This is a genomic window from Sphingobacterium sp. WOUb80, from assembly GCF_050058145.1.
Lineage (GTDB): Bacteria > Bacteroidota > Bacteroidia > Sphingobacteriales > Sphingobacteriaceae > Sphingobacterium.
Genome location: NZ_CP165617.1, coordinates 3,880,375 through 3,897,299 on the forward strand (window position 1 = coordinate 3,880,375; position 16,925 = coordinate 3,897,299).

16 protein-coding genes are annotated in these 16,925 nt (G+C 39.6%); 10 read left to right on the forward strand and 6 right to left on the reverse strand.

The annotated features are described in order from the left end of the window. The first annotated feature begins 8 nt into the window (after positions 1–8). Positions 9–512, forward strand: coding sequence for an N-acetyltransferase family protein (locus tag AB1Z56_RS16275; RefSeq protein WP_426789662.1), 504 nt, complete (start codon positions 9–11; stop codon positions 510–512). A 106-nt stretch (positions 513–618) separates the two neighbouring features. Here the strand turns inward: AB1Z56_RS16275 and AB1Z56_RS16280 are convergent, their stop codons facing one another. Then, the gene (locus tag AB1Z56_RS16280) at positions 619–1,437 is read right to left on the reverse strand and encodes a universal stress protein (protein WP_426789663.1); all 819 of its coding nucleotides are present in this window, start codon (positions 1,435–1,437) and stop codon (positions 619–621) included. Positions 1,438–1,554: 117 nt separating this feature from the next. Next, a complete protein-coding gene (locus tag AB1Z56_RS16285; protein ID WP_426789664.1) occupies positions 1,555–2,442 on the reverse strand; it encodes a sugar phosphate isomerase/epimerase family protein in 888 nt (295 codons plus the stop codon). 261 nt (positions 2,443–2,703) lie between these two features. Here AB1Z56_RS16285 and AB1Z56_RS16290 point away from each other — a divergent pair, with 261 nt between their 5' ends. Together AB1Z56_RS16290 and AB1Z56_RS16295 are read left to right on the forward strand one after the other, a co-directional pair. Next, positions 2,704–2,886: a hypothetical protein gene (locus AB1Z56_RS16290; RefSeq protein ID WP_309366036.1), complete on the forward strand. Its 183-nt coding sequence runs from the start codon at positions 2,704–2,706 to the stop codon at positions 2,884–2,886. Positions 2,887–3,167: 281 nt separating this feature from the next. After that, on the forward strand, positions 3,168–3,641 hold the full coding sequence (locus tag AB1Z56_RS16295; protein WP_426789665.1) for a helix-turn-helix domain-containing protein: 474 nt from the start codon (positions 3,168–3,170) through the stop codon (positions 3,639–3,641). Between the two features lie 17 nt (positions 3,642–3,658). Here AB1Z56_RS16295 and AB1Z56_RS16300 read toward each other — a convergent pair whose 3' ends face one another. Beyond that, positions 3,659–4,705, reverse strand: a complete 1,047-nt coding sequence (locus AB1Z56_RS16300; RefSeq protein ID WP_309366038.1) for a fatty acid desaturase — start codon at positions 4,703–4,705, stop codon at positions 3,659–3,661. Positions 4,706–4,890: 185 nt separating this feature from the next. Between AB1Z56_RS16300 and AB1Z56_RS16305 the strand changes: the two genes are divergently transcribed. Next, positions 4,891–5,385, forward strand: a complete 495-nt coding sequence (locus tag AB1Z56_RS16305; protein ID WP_309366039.1) for a hypothetical protein — start codon at positions 4,891–4,893, stop codon at positions 5,383–5,385. Between the two features lie 285 nt (positions 5,386–5,670). After that, entirely contained in the window at positions 5,671–6,333 is a 663-nt protein-coding gene (locus tag AB1Z56_RS16310; protein ID WP_309366040.1) for a DUF6266 family protein, read from the forward strand. Between the two features lie 345 nt (positions 6,334–6,678). On the opposite strand, the gene AB1Z56_RS16315 is transcribed toward AB1Z56_RS16310, so the two are convergent. Continuing rightward, positions 6,679–7,089, reverse strand: coding sequence for a hypothetical protein (locus AB1Z56_RS16315; RefSeq protein WP_293903748.1), 411 nt, complete (start codon positions 7,087–7,089; stop codon positions 6,679–6,681). A 283-nt stretch (positions 7,090–7,372) separates the two neighbouring features. After that, entirely contained in the window at positions 7,373–9,235 is a 1,863-nt protein-coding gene (locus tag AB1Z56_RS16320) for a YfbK domain-containing protein (protein WP_426789666.1), read from the reverse strand. Between the two features lie 80 nt (positions 9,236–9,315). Here AB1Z56_RS16320 and AB1Z56_RS16325 point away from each other — a divergent pair, with 80 nt between their 5' ends. The 4 genes from AB1Z56_RS16325 (at position 9,316) to AB1Z56_RS16340 (ending at position 14,217) form a co-directional block, all read left to right on the forward strand. Beyond that, positions 9,316–9,894 carry an RNA polymerase sigma factor gene (locus AB1Z56_RS16325; protein ID WP_309366042.1) on the forward strand — a complete coding sequence of 193 codons (579 nt, stop codon included), beginning with the start codon at positions 9,316–9,318 and terminating at the stop codon, positions 9,892–9,894. Continuing rightward, a complete protein-coding gene (locus AB1Z56_RS16330; protein ID WP_426789667.1) occupies positions 9,881–11,152 on the forward strand; it encodes a TonB family protein in 1,272 nt (423 codons plus the stop codon). The genes AB1Z56_RS16325 and AB1Z56_RS16330 overlap by 14 nt, the downstream gene beginning before the upstream one ends. A 181-nt stretch (positions 11,153–11,333) precedes the next feature. Continuing rightward, a complete protein-coding gene (locus AB1Z56_RS16335; RefSeq protein WP_426789668.1) occupies positions 11,334–13,304 on the forward strand; it encodes a transglutaminase domain-containing protein in 1,971 nt (656 codons plus the stop codon). Positions 13,305–13,692: 388 nt separating this feature from the next. Next, on the forward strand, positions 13,693–14,217 hold the full coding sequence (locus AB1Z56_RS16340; RefSeq protein ID WP_309366045.1) for a MepB family protein: 525 nt from the start codon (positions 13,693–13,695) through the stop codon (positions 14,215–14,217). Here the strand turns inward: AB1Z56_RS16340 and AB1Z56_RS16345 are convergent. Next, on the reverse strand, positions 14,210–15,697 hold the full coding sequence (locus AB1Z56_RS16345) for a PLP-dependent aminotransferase family protein (RefSeq protein ID WP_426789669.1): 1,488 nt from the start codon (positions 15,695–15,697) through the stop codon (positions 14,210–14,212). The two genes, AB1Z56_RS16340 and AB1Z56_RS16345, sit on opposite strands and share 8 nt — an antisense overlap. 141 nt (positions 15,698–15,838) lie before the next feature. Here AB1Z56_RS16345 and bioB point away from each other — a divergent pair, with 141 nt between their 5' ends. After that, positions 15,839–16,921, forward strand: a complete 1,083-nt coding sequence (gene bioB / locus AB1Z56_RS16350; protein ID WP_426789670.1) for a biotin synthase BioB — start codon at positions 15,839–15,841, stop codon at positions 16,919–16,921. The last annotated feature ends 4 nt before the right edge of the window (positions 16,922–16,925 follow it).

Below are 16,925 nucleotides of genomic sequence, written 5' to 3' on the forward strand. Positions count from 1 at the left end.
TACAGACCATGAATCAATTAAAATTTCGTGACGCATCACAACAAGATTTACCGCGCATTGTAGAAATATACAATTCGACAATTGCCTCCCGCATGGTCACAGCAGATACTGCACCTGTATCTGTTGCCAGTAGACAAAAATGGTTTGACGAACATAACGCTTCAAAAAGACCCTTATGGCTGGTAGAAGATGAAAATAATCAGGTACTTGGCTGGGTAAGTTTTCAATCGTTCTATGGTCGTCCAGCTTATGATGCTACGGTAGAAATCAGTATCTATCTGGACGAACAGCAGCGAGGCCGAGGCTTGGGTAAACAGATTCTCCAGTACTGCATTGATAAAGCGCCAAGTTTAGGTGTACATACCTTATTGGGATTTATCTTTGCACACAATCTTCCAAGTATCGTATTATTTGAAAAAATGGGCTTCAAGGAATGGGCAAACTTACCCAATATAGCAACCTTAGATCAGGAAGAACGTAGTCTAAAAATATTAGGTATACGGATTAACTAATAAAGTGTTTGCCGACTAACGTAGAGGTTATCAAAATACTTCAACGACAACAATCAAGATAAAGCCCAGTTGATCTCAGCTCACCTGGGCTTTTATAGTAAAAGAATCAGATCGAAATTGTTAGTAAGGGAACATCCAGCCCCGACGCCATCATACGCGTTTTACTACGGTGGGTCAATGAGCTCCAAAAGCCATACTTATAGGGGATCATAACCAGCAGATCTGTACTACTTTCCCTGACCTCGTCCCGGATGGCTTTCACAACCTCATTGGATGTTACATTTTTGTAGTAATAACTTACGATTCCCATCACGTCGTTGATAGCTTCCCGTGTTTCTTTTCCCTTCTCCTCATGCAGCTGCTCCACTGTTTTACGAATATTGAGCACCTCCAGTACCGCACCGAACTCAGCGGCAAAATCCTTTACTTTTTCAAGAATTTCCTTTTGTACACCACGAACAATATCACAGGCAAAAAGAATATGTTCCAGACCCGTAAATTTTGCGCCCAGCGGAACTGAAAGGATAGGTATTTTTAATTTACTGATTGCTGCCGTCGTGGTATTACCAAGCATGTCCTGATCAAAGGAACGTTTGGCCATTCCCATCACCAACAAATCGGCATTCGTCTCATGGATGCACTTGGTGATCTGGTCATAAAACAAACCTGCAGCGAGATAAGGAATAGTCAAAACACCACTTTCGGCCGTAATCGCCTCGGCTTTATGTCGTAAAACCTTACTTTGATGTTCAAATATTTTGAACATAGAATCGGGAGAAAGTCGAGCGTTCATCGCATGAATGGAAGGATTTTGAAGAGAAAATAAAACGAGCTCGTATTCTTTTCCTGCAAAAACTTCCATAATAAACTTTAAGGCGTGTTCGGCCTCTTCAGCGTAGTCTGTGGCAACAATAATCCGTTTCATATGGTCTAATTTAATTCAATAAAAAATCCCTTTTTATTACATTCAAGTTAACGAAAAATAATAAATCTATCAAACGGAGAATTGTCTCAACAGGGTCAATTTTCTCCCGATTTTTAGCTATTTTAAGTAGCTTGCTTTTACAAAAGAAGCCTTTTTCAAATAATCGATACTTTGTTGTAAACCCGTATAAATATCATTACGTGTTTCTTCCAGCTCAACAAAGATATATTGCAAGCCAGCAACTTTTGAATTGTTAAAAATTGCATCAAAACCGACCATGCCACTTTGACCAATTTCACGGTGATCTTTTATATGCAATGCCTTAAATCTGCCGGCATATTTATTAAAATAGTCAACTGGACTTACTTGTCCCATGACCGCCCAATAGACGTCCATCTCGAAAAATACATTCTCGGGATTTGTATGCTCTATCATATAATCGTACATCACTTTATCTTCCACTTTTCTAAACTCGTGTGAGTGGTTGTGATAGCCATATACGATTCCTTGCTGGCGGCATTTGGCGCCCACCGCATCCAGATAACGGCATTGCGTTTCTAGGTCTTTAAGTGTTTTGGGCACATCCATCCAAGGCGTAACGATATATTTCATTCCTGCAGCTTTGTGCGTAGCAATACATTCATCCCACCATTTTAGCGATTCAGTAAAATCTCCAGAGGCAAGCTCTTGTTCCGATAAAGTCTTCGTCGCATGTGATGAAATCACTTTCATCCCAGCCTTTTCTACTTTTGCCTTAAACTCCTGTGGGCTTAAGTTATATAATTTACCATCTTTGTATCCAGCGGCTTCCACGCCTGTATACCCCAATGCTGAGATCTTTTGTAGAATCTGGTCGAAATTTGGATTTTTCCCTATTTCTTCGCGTACAGAATATAACTGTAGACCAATTTCCTTTTTTGCAGCTTTTTGCTGTGCAAATGTTGGACTCACTGCCAACATCATACATCCAGCTACCAATGTTCCAATAAGAGTTCTTCTTTTCATTTAGTGCTCAATTATTTATTATAGACTTCGTTCAACGCAATTATAATGTAAACACAGCGTTTACAGGTTGTTTAGGTTTATCGCGTTAAATGTAGCTGCAATGTATGCAAATACTCGAAAAAACGCAATGCTTTTCCCGTTTTATTTGTTCACACCACATGCTCAGCACCATAAACGTACTTTCATAGAAATTAAAATAAGTCAGATTCAACGATTTGTCACCCAGCGCTGTTCTATTCATAATAACAAACAATTTGAACGATGGAAAATAAATATGATACCCCCGAACATAGCGATCAAAAACAGGAGGAAAAATTACCGAATGTAGCTGTCGAAGAAAAAGATGATGAACCCGCAGGTCGAAATATTAAGCGCACGCTTATTATCGCAGTATGTGTATTGATCGTATTTTATCTGATCTACTATTTTATGAGTGGACGATAACAACAACTTACCAGGGCTCCGGTTGAACGAGATACAGAATTGATTCTTAGAAACCGAAGCCTGGATTGTTGACGATATCATCTTCAATTATTTTTCATTCCTATGTTGTATGTCAATAGGCTATTCTTAGGCTATCTACATAGGCGGGTGACGCAGGGTCTGAACCTCATCTAGGCTCAATATATTTGTTATAACAAATATATAAATAAAAAATATCTACAGCAAAATTTTAAATAAAATAATGAATTATATTTTGCGCAAATTATCATTCAATTCGTTGTATGACGGATCAAGACAAAGTATTGCTGGAAACCATTGGTTTACGCTTTCGTGCCAAACGAAATGATCTGTACTATTCGCTACGCGATCTATCGCATTTAACAGGTATTTCAACAGGAACACTGAATGGAATAGAAAAAGGAAAGGATCTTACCCTTACAAATTTTTTAATTTTATGCCAAACCCTGGAAATTCAACCGAACACATTCTTTCAGCATGAGATCTCCTTTCAGGCCCCTTACTCACTGCCGCCTGATGCACAGGAGAGAATTCTGCTAAGCAAAAAACTGGATGATCTTGTCTATCATTCCGATTTTTTCCACACCGCGCGACGTGTTTCTGAAGTTCTTTCCCAACTGGGAATAGATAAAAGCCAAAGCAATAAGTTCTCTGTTTACCTCACAAGCTACTGTGAAGAAGGAGCTTTAGTTTACGAGCAGCATGGCAATTATAAAACCTATCTTAAGAAGGATTAAAGTGTAACCCACTAACCTTACTTGCTTAATTCCCTAAAACGGTTCGCCCTTCTGAACGTTCCCAAATCATTAAATCGAACACCATATTTACGCAGGATATCCTGTGCTTTTTTGCGCCCGATATGCCGGACGTAAAAGGTCTCATTGACAACAAAATGATGAATACTATGTGTCCAGCCAAAAAAGAAACAGAACAATTGCATCGGAAAGGTCCACCAAACGGTCAGTACCTGCGTCTGTTCAATGACGTTGCCCGCTTCAACATCGCCAAAATAATGCATGTTTGATGTGATAAAATGCAAACAAAATTGGCGCAATAGATTTGGTAAAAGAATAATATAAATTAGACCATGAAGACTTATTAACATGTTATCAACATACTGTGGAAAACTCAAATCTAACCTAAACATTACATTTAACCAATCCATTAGCAGATCTGCGAAATAGAAATATAAAACCACATGTGCAAAAATCGTCACGGGAACAATGCTCAAAAACATAATTCGTTTTAGTTTTGAAGAAGTCTCCAATTTTAGATTTCCATTTTTTACTTCCTTATCCATGTCATTAAACATCCGATGGAGACGAAAGAGCCCTCCCAATACAACATCAGGTGTTGTCAGCAGACGTTTAATTGACCAACGCTCACCATTTGTCACACTACGCTCTTCAACATCGTGCAATGTACCCGAAAACTTATGGTGATGATGATGCAAGGTTCTGCGAATCCAAGGATTGACAGTCAGTGGCCTTAAGATCCAGACACTAAAAAGCATAAAATGATGAACCACTTTGTGTCTTTTAAAATAAAGCCAATGGATCAGATCATGCTCTATTTCATGCAATACGCCCATAAAAAATGCATTGCTAACAATCATAAGCCAAGTCGGCACAACTGCGCGATACCAAGCGATCGATACAACCACAATGGCTAGGATTGCGATTGCAAATATGAGCATCCCAATGCTGTTCTGACGTTTTAATATGGGGTATATTCCTTTAAGCTGTTGATAGGACTGATTTATTTCCCTCCTGATCTGGCTTGACTTTTCCTGATGTGTCAATTCGATGTGATTTTTTTGGTAAAAATAGGGATTTTTTCGTGTACTTCTCCTATACTAAGCCCTAGGAACATGAGCATCGAGGTCTTTCACAAAAGAAGTTCGCAAAAAAATATTTCCGCACGCTGTAACAAAACGAACTGATCGAATACTAATAAATTAAAATCAACATATAAACATAAACAGTCATGGAAAAGAAATCAATTTACAACTGGAAAAATAATTTATTCGGAACAAAGTCTACCCTCTATTGCAATGAAGCTGTGATTGGTAGCCTTAAATCCATTGATTGGAATCTAGATGCTCATGTTTCTATCCATAAAGACGAGTATCGCTTCATAAATAAAGGACTTTTCAATCCATATACAGAGATTCGAAATCAAAACAATGACCTTATCGGTGATATTGAATACAGTACCTGGACAAGTAAGGCTACCATTAGCCTGATCAATAAAAAATATACATGGAGCCCAAAAAATATGTGGATGACCGCATGGCAAATCGAAGATGAACAAGGAAAAATTGTAGAAATCAAACCATCTTCACTATCTGATGGCGGCAAAATAGAAAGTTGCGAAAACAGTGAATTGATCTTATCTATAAGTTTATATCTGCAAAAGCGTACTGCAGTTATGTTTTCTATGCTCGCCCTAATTCCCCTATTTACCTTACTACTCTTTTAATGTAGCAGCCAACTTCTAATACATAGCAATCCAAGCAGATCTTTTATCGGGTCTGCTTTTTTTGTGCAATCCAACGTGTTATCAATATGCTATCTTTTAAACAAATAATTCTTAAATAACAGGGACTTTATACGTACTTTATAGGGACCTCATTCGGATGAAAGCGTTTCAACTCCCTATTAGTTCCCTAGAATGTAACAGTTTACTTACAATAAATTAAGATATTGGTATAAACTTATCCACCACTTGTACGTTAGTAAAGCCTATGAACTTTAATTGAATACTATGGCAAATGTAAAACACGGTATAAACGGTCCTCCTTCTGGTAAAGTCGGGGCAGTTGTTTTTTGTAAATGGAAAGAAATCAACTATGTCCGATCTCTTCCAAGAGTGAATAAAAGAAGGCCGCTTTCGGATAAGGAAGTTAACAACCGAAACAAATTTGGACTTATGCAGCAATTCTTAAGTCCCTACAAAAAAGTTATACGGCTGGGCTTCGCAAACTACGCCAAAAATATGACAGCTTTTAATGCGGCTATGTCCTATAACCTTCAACATGCCATACAACAGGACGATGATGGTTTTCACATCAATTATGATCAAATCGCCATAAGCAGAGGACTGGATGCTGAGATTACTGGAGCGTTATTTCAATTGCAGGAAGAAAATATTCATATAAACTGGGAGTTAAAAAACCCACAAAAGCTCATGGATGAAGATCTAACATATTTTCGAACCTTAGTACTGCTAGTTCCTGAGAATTCGATAAACGCTTCACAAGGTGTTTTACTCGAAAACTATATCACGGATTTAAAAGAATCTATTCGCTTACCAGCAATAACCCACAGCGATATATATCATCTATATTTGGGATTTATTGCTGGCGACGGGACAAACCGGAGCATGAATAGCTGTTATCTGGGCAATATAAAATTAGAAAGGAAATAAAGGTATTCATGGCAAGACAATTCATTAAAAGGATAAATAAAGAAATTCAACAACAAAAATACAATACACTTAATTACAATAAGATAACAACATTTTAACACCGAATTCATGTAAATATGCTTACTTCGTATAAGCGATGTGATTTACAATCGATGGTTTCAACAGCCACATCAATTTCGGCCATGAAGCCAATCGTCTTTATATCTAGTAGGCATTTGGTTACCCCCTCAGCAATCCTCAACACATATCCATGTGCAAGCCCTACTACTTTCTCTATTCAGTTCGGCAAGCTCATACCTTGCCGAACATTCTAGTGTTCATCCGACCAGAACGCTTCTAAAGTACTTAACTACCGAAAGGATCTGTCTTTTTCTCTGTTTTTACAATTTTAATCAGATGCTCCAGCGCATTTTTCAGACGTTTGGCATCATCTTCTGTTTGGATTGCCCATAAAATTTCATCCGTGCTTGGCGACGACTTGAATCGAATCTGATACCCTGATTTTACCCTGGCAATGACAAGTACATCTGATTTGGCAATATCGCTTCGAAAATGCTGGCCACTGGAAAGAAAGACTGTCAGCACTCTTCCGTCTACCGTCACCGTATCAATTTTTGTATCCTTATAATGATAAGCTACTTTATACAGCTTGTTAATATAGGCCATCGTCTGCTGTTTATTCAAACCGGCGTTTTGGGCTACTGTAGGTATCGCAATACCAATCGCCAAAAAAAAGCACAAGAAGAAATTCTTCATTTATTTATTATTTTTTATTCCCGCATATTTTGCCTCACTATCGACAGCCTGATCGATTCCTTTACACGTGACCTCTATTCACCAAAAAAGCCATCCAATTCATCGCCTCATCCAAATAGCGTGTAACATCAGTCACAACAGCAAAATACGTTCCTTTTATTTATGGCCTAAAAATATAGATTTTATTTACTTTTTTGTCTATGATCCCAAAAACTAAAGTATTTTCAGCAGCAGCCTTTCGATTGCATTTGCTGAAAATACTTTTGGATATTCTTATCTTAATTTATTCCTTCGATCTCGATAAGTCCCGCGCATTTTCAGCCATACGGATAAATTCAGCACGATAACCTTCTTCATCTTTTCCTTTAGAAGCTTTTGCACGCACGATCAGCTGGTCAAAATTGGCCTTTTGCTTAAAATCAGAGTCCCGAAGTAGTAAACCAAGTTCCGCTACCGCAGTTACAAAACGAAAATCTTCACTCACAGTGTTCAACTCCGTTACCGCAGTTCCTACCACCTTTTGCTGCAACTTACTTTTCTCCCCTCCAGGCTCCTTGTAGCGAAATTTAACTGTTGCCAGTTCAGCATTTCTCCGTCCAGCTACCTGATTTGCATGCTGTTGATATTTTAATGGATCTACCGTTCCGACCATTCCCGACTCAATACCGACAGGTACAATTTCATACAAGGCTGTCACCACATGGCCTACCCCCATATCACCGCCCATCTTTTGATCATTATTGAAATCCTCAGCCTCCAGCAAGCGGTTTTCGTATCCCACCAAGCGATAAGCTTGCACATAAGTTGGATTGAATTCGACCTGAATCTTGACATCTTTTGCAACAGTAAACAACGTTCCCCCAAATTCGGTCACCATCGCCTTCCGCGCTTCAGAAATATTGTCTATATAGGCATAATTCCCATGCCCTTTATCTGCCAGGATTTCCATCTTACTGTCCTTCAGATTCCCCATGCCATAACCAAGTACCGTAAGGAAAACGCCTGATTTACTTTCTTTGGCAATCAGTTCTTCCATCGATTCGTCACTGCTCTCCCCAACATTGAAATCGCCGTCACTAGCCAAAATAATCCGGTTGTTTCCACCTTTGATAAATTGTTGCTTCGCAATTTCGTAAGCCTTCTTAATTCCTGCAGCACCAGCAGTACTTCCGCCGGCTTCGAGCTCTTCGATAGCCGATTTTATTTTCATCTTTTCATCACCGGGCGTACTCTCCAGTTTTACCCCTGCCGATCCGGCATAAGTCACAATAGCTACATGGTCTATATCACGAAGCTGATCGACCAACATCTTCAGCGAAGCTTTCACCAAAGGCAGACGCCCCGGTCCCATCATTGACCCAGAAACATCAATCAAAAACACCAGATTAGAAGCTTTAAGCTTTTCCGTAGGTATATCTTTCGCCTTTAACGTGACGCGCATAAGCTGATGCGCGGTATTCCAGGGCGCCTTCGTCAATTCGGTGACGATATTTACAGGTTCACCATTTTTAGGTCCGGCTACTTGATACTGAAAGTAATTGATCATCTCTTCAACCCGTACCGCATCTTTTTCAGGTAGTGTTCCCGAATTGATAAAACGACGTACATTACTATAGGAAGCAGCATCAACATCGGCCGCAAACGTTGATAAAGGTTCTTTACGGGGATTGATAAACTTATTTTCCTTTATTTTTTGATAAGATTCTTGGTTCTGATTAGGCACATAACCCGTTCCTCTAATATACAAGCCCGATACTTGCCCAGACATAGCTGCATTAACATTCATCATCGGTGCGGTCTGGCGCTTTGCTTTGCGCTCAGATCCGGTTATCACAACTTCATCCAGTGTATTGTTTTGCTGCACCAAGGCCACATCAACCGTTGACCGATGGTTGACCGCTACACGTTGCTCGAGATATCCGATGTAACTAAAAACCAAGGTATTTTTACCATCACGGACCTGAATGCGATAATTTCCTTTATCATCGGTCAGGCCCCGCACTTTTGTTACAGCATTGCTTACCTGCACACCAGCCAGAGCAATTCCCGTATTTGCATCCACCACCTTACCGCTGACTTCATATCCTTGCTTGGCGTATCCACCTAAGGATAGCAACAAGCCTATCATAAAAAGTATTGTTCTCATATCATTCACATTTTTGCCAAGGGATGCCGTAAATATTAAATTTCCATAAACCAGAAAAAAAAAATATTTTTAACCAATAAATGTTTGCATTCAAGTCGTCAAAAATAGATACACCGCAAGACCATGAGCTCTTGTTGCACTATCAGGAGTCCATGGATCTCCAGGTATTGGGCGATCTATTCCAGCGACATACGGAGATGGTATACTACGTTTGCTTAAGGTATCTCCAAGATTCCGAACTGAGCAAAGATGCTGTCATGAATATCTTTGAAGAATTAATATATAAGGTCAATAAGCAAGAAATCAAGGATTTTCCGAGATGGCTCTATGTATTAAGCAAGAATCATTGCCTGATGTATTTAAGGTCTCAAAAGAACAAATCTCAAATTTCTTTGGATGAATTTGTGAAATTTCCAGGAGACATGCATCAGTATGAACAATATGATGAAAAAGAAGAACAGTTAACGGCTATGGAAGGCTGTCTGGGCAAATTGCCAGAAAAACAGCAACAGTCGGTCAGACTCTTCTTTTTAGAGGAAAAATGTTACAAAGAGATTAGTGAATCTACCGGTTATAGCTTGAACGAAGTAAAGAGTTATATCCAAAATGGGAAACGGAATTTAAAAAATTGCATGGAGGCTTGGAATGAGCAACAGTAATTACGACATAGCATACTTAAAGAAATACGTCAACGGTGAACTATCTCCTACGGAGATGTACGCTATTGAGCGTGAGGCACAGCGTGACCCCATGTTGGCGGATGTTCTGATGGGTATAGAGATGGATCAAAATAAAACCGTAATTGCAGCAATCAATCAACAGATTAGCCAACGTGCAAAAAGGGATAAAGCTGTTAAAATAAAAGTATTTGACTGGAAAAGACTGGCCATCGCTGCCGCTGCAGTAATCGTTTTGGGAGTAGGTATTGTGCTTTTCCGGCAGCAGGAAAAAAATACATCCGAAGGGAAACGTACTGCTGACGTAAACGTTACTCAGGATAAGCCAAAAACAAAGGTTATTGGAGCGGATTCTACCAGGATCACGGATGATATCAAGTCAAAAATCGAACTACAAGATCGTTCGCCACAATTGGCAGATAACAACAGCCCCCGTTTTCGTGAACAACATCCACAAGAGGAGGTCACAATTTTATCACGGGAACCCTCCCTACGCGTAAAATCACTGGAAGAAATGAAGGAAGGTCTCAATAATGATCGCCCTGTATTTGGATTAAGGCCTACAGACAGTACAATTGTTATCGGTTATGCGCCAATGGCAAAGAAAAAAGATGCTTCCCAAACGATTATGATTCGGGGAACCTCAAGTTTAAGCAATACACTTGCAGGCAGAGCGCCAGGTATTTCGATTCCACAACAACAAGGTACACCGCTACAACTTACTATTCGGGACAAGGAGACAGGCTTACCTATTTCGGGAGTGACAATCATTCAACCCAATAGCAAGTTTGCTACAAATACCGACGCACAGGGACAAGCGACCATCCAACCTAGTACAATGGATTCACTCGTCGACATCATGGCTCTGGGCTACAACACTGTTGCATTGAATATGCGTCGCAGCAAAAATACGACGATCAAACTGCAACCTTCCAGCAACTCACTTGATGAAGTCGTCGTCACAACCATGTCTTCACGCAAATCAAAAAGTGCTGAACCTATCTGGGGCTGGAAATCGTTCAATAACTATATCAAGAAAAAAACTTCCAAAAGCCGCTACGAGGGTACTGTTCGTCTAAGCTTCTATATCGATAAAGATGGATTGCCGACCAATATCAGTATTCTTCAGAGTGCCAATGACTACCTTGACACTAAGGCGAAAGAAATCTTACTTTCAGGCCCTAAATGGAAAGGAGAAGACTACCGATATGTTACGTTAACCTTCGAATTCACCTTATAAATTAACTACCTGAGGGTGTATTTGATCCGTTACAACAGAAATTTATCTCGCTATCTGAACAAGTAAATAGTCGAAATCTTTCGACTTATTAATCCTTCTAATCAATTTGATTTCTAGGTGGTTTGATTTAAAATTATTTCATAAATTAGCCCTATAATTCTTAACCATACAGTCATTTTTTATGAAAAGTTTTTTCACTGGCCTCCTCCTGCTTAGTGGTGTATACCTACAAGCACAAGATTTTTCATTCGGCAAACTAAAAAAAGAAGATTTCGCCATTAATGTTGACAAAATAGATACTGCAGCAAATGCCTTTGTCTTGCGTGAATATGGCTCAGCCGAAGTAAGTTATAATAAGAATAAGGGTCCTGTTGTTGAGTTTTTCAGGCACGTCCGCATTAAAATATTAAACAAGGAAGCCTATAATTACGCTAACTTCAGTATTCCATTGTATAAAAGTGGAAATGATCGGGAAGTCCTCATGGACATAAAAGGGGCATCCTACCACCTCGACGGTGATAAGATCGTGGAAACAGAGATGACCAAAGCAAATGTTTTTAATGAAAACTCCTCGGAAAACTATGCGATAACAAAAGCAGCCATTCCGCAAGTCCAAGAAGGTACAATTATTGAATACCGCTACCGTACGGAATCCCCCTTTCTCTTTAACTTAAATGCATGGGAATTTCAGGAAGATCTTCCGAAACTTTATAGTCAATACGTCACTCGCATTCCTGAAATCTTTCATTATAAAGCCAATTTAAAAGGTGGATTCCCCATCAGTAACCGAAAGGTAGAAAATTACAACACGGGCTTAAATTCTGAAATTGGAGAAGTCTTAGGTAGTAAAACCACCTATATTATGGAAAATATACCAGCTTTCCATACCGAAGATTACATGACCTCTTCCAAAAATTTCAGGTCAATCATCTTTTTCGAGCTTGGTCGATTTAGCATTCCAATGGGACCGACAAAAGACTTTTCGCTCACTTGGGAAAATGTAAGAGATAAACTTGTACAGGACGAAAGCTTCGGTGGACAAGTAAAGAGAAAAACTGCATTGAAGGAGTTCATTGAGCCTATATTGCAGGATTCAAAAGACGATTTAGAGAAAGCAGTACGGCTGTATACCTATTTTCAAAAACAAATAAAATGGAACAATCGACATTCAATCTACGCTAAAAACATCAAAGATGCCATTGAGAAAAGAACAGGAAATAGTGCCGATATCAACCTCGGACTCGTCAATGCTCTACGGTACGCTAAGCTAGATGCCACACCTGTTATTTTATCTACACGTGACAATGGCTATGCAGGACTTTATGCACCGGCCATATCTGAATTCAACCACGTGATTGCACAGGTAAAAATAGATGAAAACTATTACCTACTGGATGCCACCTCCCCCTATGAAACGTTCGGAAATATTCCGATGAAATGTGTCAACTATCAAGGAAGAGCAATTCCATTGGAAGGTGAATCTAACTGGGTAAAACTCGATGCAAATCTTTCTTCGACTTACAGTAATTTCTTCTATGGAGAACTATCGGAAAATGGAGAATTAAAAGGAAAATGGATTACCTCACGTAATGGTTATGGGGCTTCCAGAATGCGCGAACGCCTTCAAGGAAGCAACTCCGAAGAAGAATTCTACGAAAAAATAGATGAAGAAAACAATCGCATCAAAATCAATAGTTTTAAAGTTTCTAATCGGGAATCGCTTGATAAACCGCTAACTGAAGAATTTGAAATTGAGATTAAAAATTTTGCAACCTTGCAAAATGACCAATTCCTATTCAATCCCTATATTGATACCAAAATGTCAAAAAATCCGTTCAATCTAACCGAGAGGAATTATCCAATTGACTTTGGGTCTTTAGTTCAGGAAGAAAGTTACATGGAAATCAAATTGCCAAAAGGCTATTCTTATCCAACAGAAGCTAAATTAAAAAATATCAGTATGGCCCTACCTGAGCGCGCTGCCCGATATATTTTCAAAATCAGTAATACGGCACCAGACGTTTTGGTAATCGAATCGGCAACACAGTTAAACAAACCCATATTTATGCCGGAAGAGTATTTTGATTTAAAAGAGTTTTTCAGTAGAATCATCCAAGCAGAAAAATTGGATGTCGTGCTCAAAAAAATATAATCATTACCCTTAACACAAACTTCATTTTATGTTGATGATTATCTTAAATAAGGGTGATAACTTTGAATATCAAAAAAAAGTAAAATGATTAAAGATTCAGATTTATTCGAACTAGAGAATATCTTCCTTGGAGAAGGTTTCGAATTGGATGGTGATGATATTATCACCGATGAAGACTAGGTCTTCACTTTTTAAGCAAGTATTATTCCCCTTATATAATCTCAAAGCCCAGACATTCTTTGCTGGGCTTTTTCTTTGATATGCTATTCTTCAATTTGCCCAAAAGTTATTATTTCCCTATCTTTACACTATCCCGACGATTCGATATTGAGCTATCCCGGCTTCCATTTTACCCGAGCCCAAGCAACAGTTTTAAAGCAAATAACATATGAGAAAAATAGTATTGGATCTGCCCGCCCAAACGATCAGAAAAACATTGAATCAACTCGAAAGCATGCTATCGCGTGATTGCTCATCCCTAATCGAAGATCAAGCAGGTGCTGCCTATTTTGGTTTTGATTTTCAACTTGACAACCAACGCTTCAAATTTAGAAAAGCAAAGGTTACGCCTAAAAAAATAGGGCTATTCGTTGCACTTTGGAAACGCGATAATGATGGTCAAACTATTCCCTTTACTGCAGATGATCATTTCGATTACTACCTTATTTCGGTGGAACAGGACCAACATTGCGGTCTCTTTGTTTTTCCAAAACAGACGTTAATTGAAAATTATATCCTCACAGCGGGCTGTCAAGTGGGCAAACGTGGATTCCGTGTTTATCCAGACTGGAGTATACCAACAAACAAACAAGCCTCCAAAAGTAAACAATGGCAGCACACATACTTTGTGGATTTCATGGGTCCTTACGAGGAAACCAAAAAAAAATTGAACCATATATTACAAATCAGCTAGTTGAGCTCTCCACCAAATCCGCGTAAGCTACCCTTAACAAATAAATTGCATCCTTCATACTTTGTTCATCAAGATGTGCAAAGCCCAATCGCAACGCAGTAACCGTTTTATTTTGATAAAGGCAATTACTCGGGAGCAACAACCCCTTTTCTCGTGCCTTTTCCTGTAAAGCAGTCAATGAGAAAACAGACTTAAATTGCACCCAAAAGGCCAGTCCCGACGCCGGAATTGTGAAAGTCACTTTATTTTCGAAATAACCCCGCAATAATACGGCAAACAATTCTTTGCGCTCTGCAATTGTTTTCTGAAATTTACGCTGATAGCGAAAGATATCTCCTTGGTGGATAATTTCACCCAATGTTTTCTCAATCATAAAATTCGGCTTCCCGAAGATATTCAGATATTTTCTACCTTCATCTAACAGATCCTGAGGCGCGATCAGAAAATTCATTTGGAAGCCGGGGTCAAAAAAACTTCCGAAAGCACCAGTATAAATCACGCGATTGCCTGCATTTTTCCGGAAAAGCGATTCTCCTTTCTTTTGAAAAAAGGAAGACTCAAAATCTGCATCATCCTCAATAATGATAAAGTCGTACTGCTCAGCCAGCTGTAAGAGTTGAATTTTCCGCTTTTCGGAAAGGTTAACCGTCGTTGGATACTGACATCTCGTATTGAGGTAAACACATCTGATCTCCCCGGGTCCAAATTGATCTCCGATCCGATCTACGACCATCCCATCGGAATCTACCGGAACGGTTTTTAGTTTGGCTCCCGCTTGACTGAATATCATATTGGGTAGAAAATAACTTAAATTTTCCACCAATACTATATCGTTAGGTCGAATTAATAATCGGGATAAAATTGAAAAGATCTGTTCGCGGCTGGCAATCGGCAACAAGAAATTCCGGGAAATATGAAATCCCCTGGTTAAGTTCAGATAATAACTTAGCTGGTCCCTAAAAAACAGATTACCCTCCGTTGTGGTCGGAAAATTATCGCTTTTCTTTTTCCGTTTCACTATTGATGCATAGAAACGAACTAATTCCTCCACTCCAATAACACTGTAATCAGGTATCCCATCCGTAAAATAATATTTTTCGGGAGCTTCTAAAAGAGGCATATCCAGTATTAATTCCTTCCTGAAAGTGTATGGCGCAAAATCAGGCGGTTGTCTAAATGCTTCTATCGCCGATGTGGAAGCACCGTTACGTTCGGGATTTTTCACAAAGGTTCCGCGATTAGGTAAAATTTTCACCCAGCCCTGCTCCTGCAACTCTGCTAAAGCTGCTACGACAGTTTTTCGGTGTACTCTTAATTCATCCGCAATCTTCCTGCTCCCGGGTAACAAATCCCCATCTTCTAATAGATTTCGTTTGACTGCATGAATAAATTGATAAACGATCTGTAGATAGACAGCTTCGTCCTTACGGCGATCTATCTTAATAAAGGAATGAAAAGTTATACCAACCGGACTACTCATTATATTTATTTCGGACTACCAAAGTTATCATTTAAACTATAATCTTTGCAATCATCATAAAAATAATCGCATTTAACTACTAAATCCGAATGGTCATTAAGCAAAATAGATCTGGTTTTAGAATAAAAACTTAGCAATAATATGGAAACAAAACCAAAATGGACACAGGAAGAAGTCGTTGCTTTATACAACAAACCTATTATAGAACTTCTTTATGAAGCGGCATCAGTCCATAGAAAATACCACGACCCCAACAAAGTACAAGTATCTACATTGATCTCAATTAAAACAGGTGGCTGTCCAGAAGATTGTGCCTACTGTCCACAGGCAGCACGTTACCATACCAATGTAAAAGCCGAAGGGTTGATGAGCGTAGATCAGGTAAAAGAGCAAGCCTTGGCTGCCAAGGCTGGTGGCAGTTCACGGATCTGCATGGGCGCCGCCTGGCGTAATGTGAAGGATGGCCCAGAGTTTGACCATGTACTTGATATGGTGCGTACACTGAATAGACTTGACATGGAAGTCTGCTGTACCTTAGGAATGCTGACCGAAAACCAGGCACAACGTCTTTCAGAGGCCGGATTATACGCCTACAATCACAACCTCGATTCATCAGCCGAATACTATCAAGAAATTATCTCGACCAGAAGCTATGACGATCGTCTGCAGACGATCGAAAACGTACGTAAAACAAACATAACGGTATGCAGTGGCGGCATAATTGGAATGGGCGAAAGTATTGCCGATCGGGCTGCCATGTTAATTACTCTTGCTTCACTCATCCCACAGCCCGAATCGGTACCGATCAATGCGCTAGTCCCTGTAGCCGGCACGCCAATGGAGATCATGGAAACCGTATCCATCTGGGAGATGGTACGCATGGTCGCTACGACTAGAATTCTATTGCCCACCACACAAGTCCGTCTCTCTGCAGGCCGATCCAACATGAGTATAGAAGGGCAAGCGTTATGCTTTTTCGCAGGTGCCAACTCGATTTTCTCGGGCGATAAACTCCTCACCACACCCAATCCCGATGTCAACGAAGATATGGACATGTTTAAAATATTAGGTCTGGTCGCACAACAGCCTTTTGAGAAAAAAAATCAACCCGAAACCATATCCACTGAGATAGCACATTACCATGATCTTGGTGAAAGACCCAAATGGTCGAGACCGGGACATAAAATCCAGCGCAACCTCGCCAAGCAGAAGCAAGACAAATAACGAC

Coding starts and splice junctions, on each gene's coding strand:
- AB1Z56_RS16275 (WP_426789662.1), top strand. CDS start 9: ATGAATCAATTAAAATTTCGTGACGCATCACAACAAGATTTACCGCGC.
- AB1Z56_RS16280 (WP_426789663.1), bottom strand. CDS start 1,437: ATGAAACGGATTATTGTTGCCACAGACTACGCTGAAGAGGCCGAACAC.
- AB1Z56_RS16285 (WP_426789664.1), bottom strand. CDS start 2,442: ATGAAAAGAAGAACTCTTATTGGAACATTGGTAGCTGGATGTATGATG.
- AB1Z56_RS16290 (WP_309366036.1), top strand. CDS start 2,704: ATGGAAAATAAATATGATACCCCCGAACATAGCGATCAAAAACAGGAG.
- AB1Z56_RS16295 (WP_426789665.1), top strand. CDS start 3,168: ATGACGGATCAAGACAAAGTATTGCTGGAAACCATTGGTTTACGCTTT.
- AB1Z56_RS16305 (WP_309366039.1), top strand. CDS start 4,891: ATGGAAAAGAAATCAATTTACAACTGGAAAAATAATTTATTCGGAACA.
- AB1Z56_RS16310 (WP_309366040.1), top strand. CDS start 5,671: ATGGCAAATGTAAAACACGGTATAAACGGTCCTCCTTCTGGTAAAGTC.
- AB1Z56_RS16315 (WP_293903748.1), bottom strand. CDS start 7,089: ATGAAGAATTTCTTCTTGTGCTTTTTTTTGGCGATTGGTATTGCGATA.
- AB1Z56_RS16320 (WP_426789666.1), bottom strand. CDS start 9,235: ATGAGAACAATACTTTTTATGATAGGCTTGTTGCTATCCTTAGGTGGA.
- AB1Z56_RS16325 (WP_309366042.1), top strand. CDS start 9,316: ATGTTTGCATTCAAGTCGTCAAAAATAGATACACCGCAAGACCATGAG.
- AB1Z56_RS16330 (WP_426789667.1), top strand. CDS start 9,881: ATGAGCAACAGTAATTACGACATAGCATACTTAAAGAAATACGTCAAC.
- AB1Z56_RS16335 (WP_426789668.1), top strand. CDS start 11,334: ATGAAAAGTTTTTTCACTGGCCTCCTCCTGCTTAGTGGTGTATACCTA.
- AB1Z56_RS16340 (WP_309366045.1), top strand. CDS start 13,693: ATGAGAAAAATAGTATTGGATCTGCCCGCCCAAACGATCAGAAAAACA.
- AB1Z56_RS16345 (WP_426789669.1), bottom strand. CDS start 15,697: ATGAGTAGTCCGGTTGGTATAACTTTTCATTCCTTTATTAAGATAGAT.
- bioB (WP_426789670.1), top strand. CDS start 15,839: ATGGAAACAAAACCAAAATGGACACAGGAAGAAGTCGTTGCTTTATAC.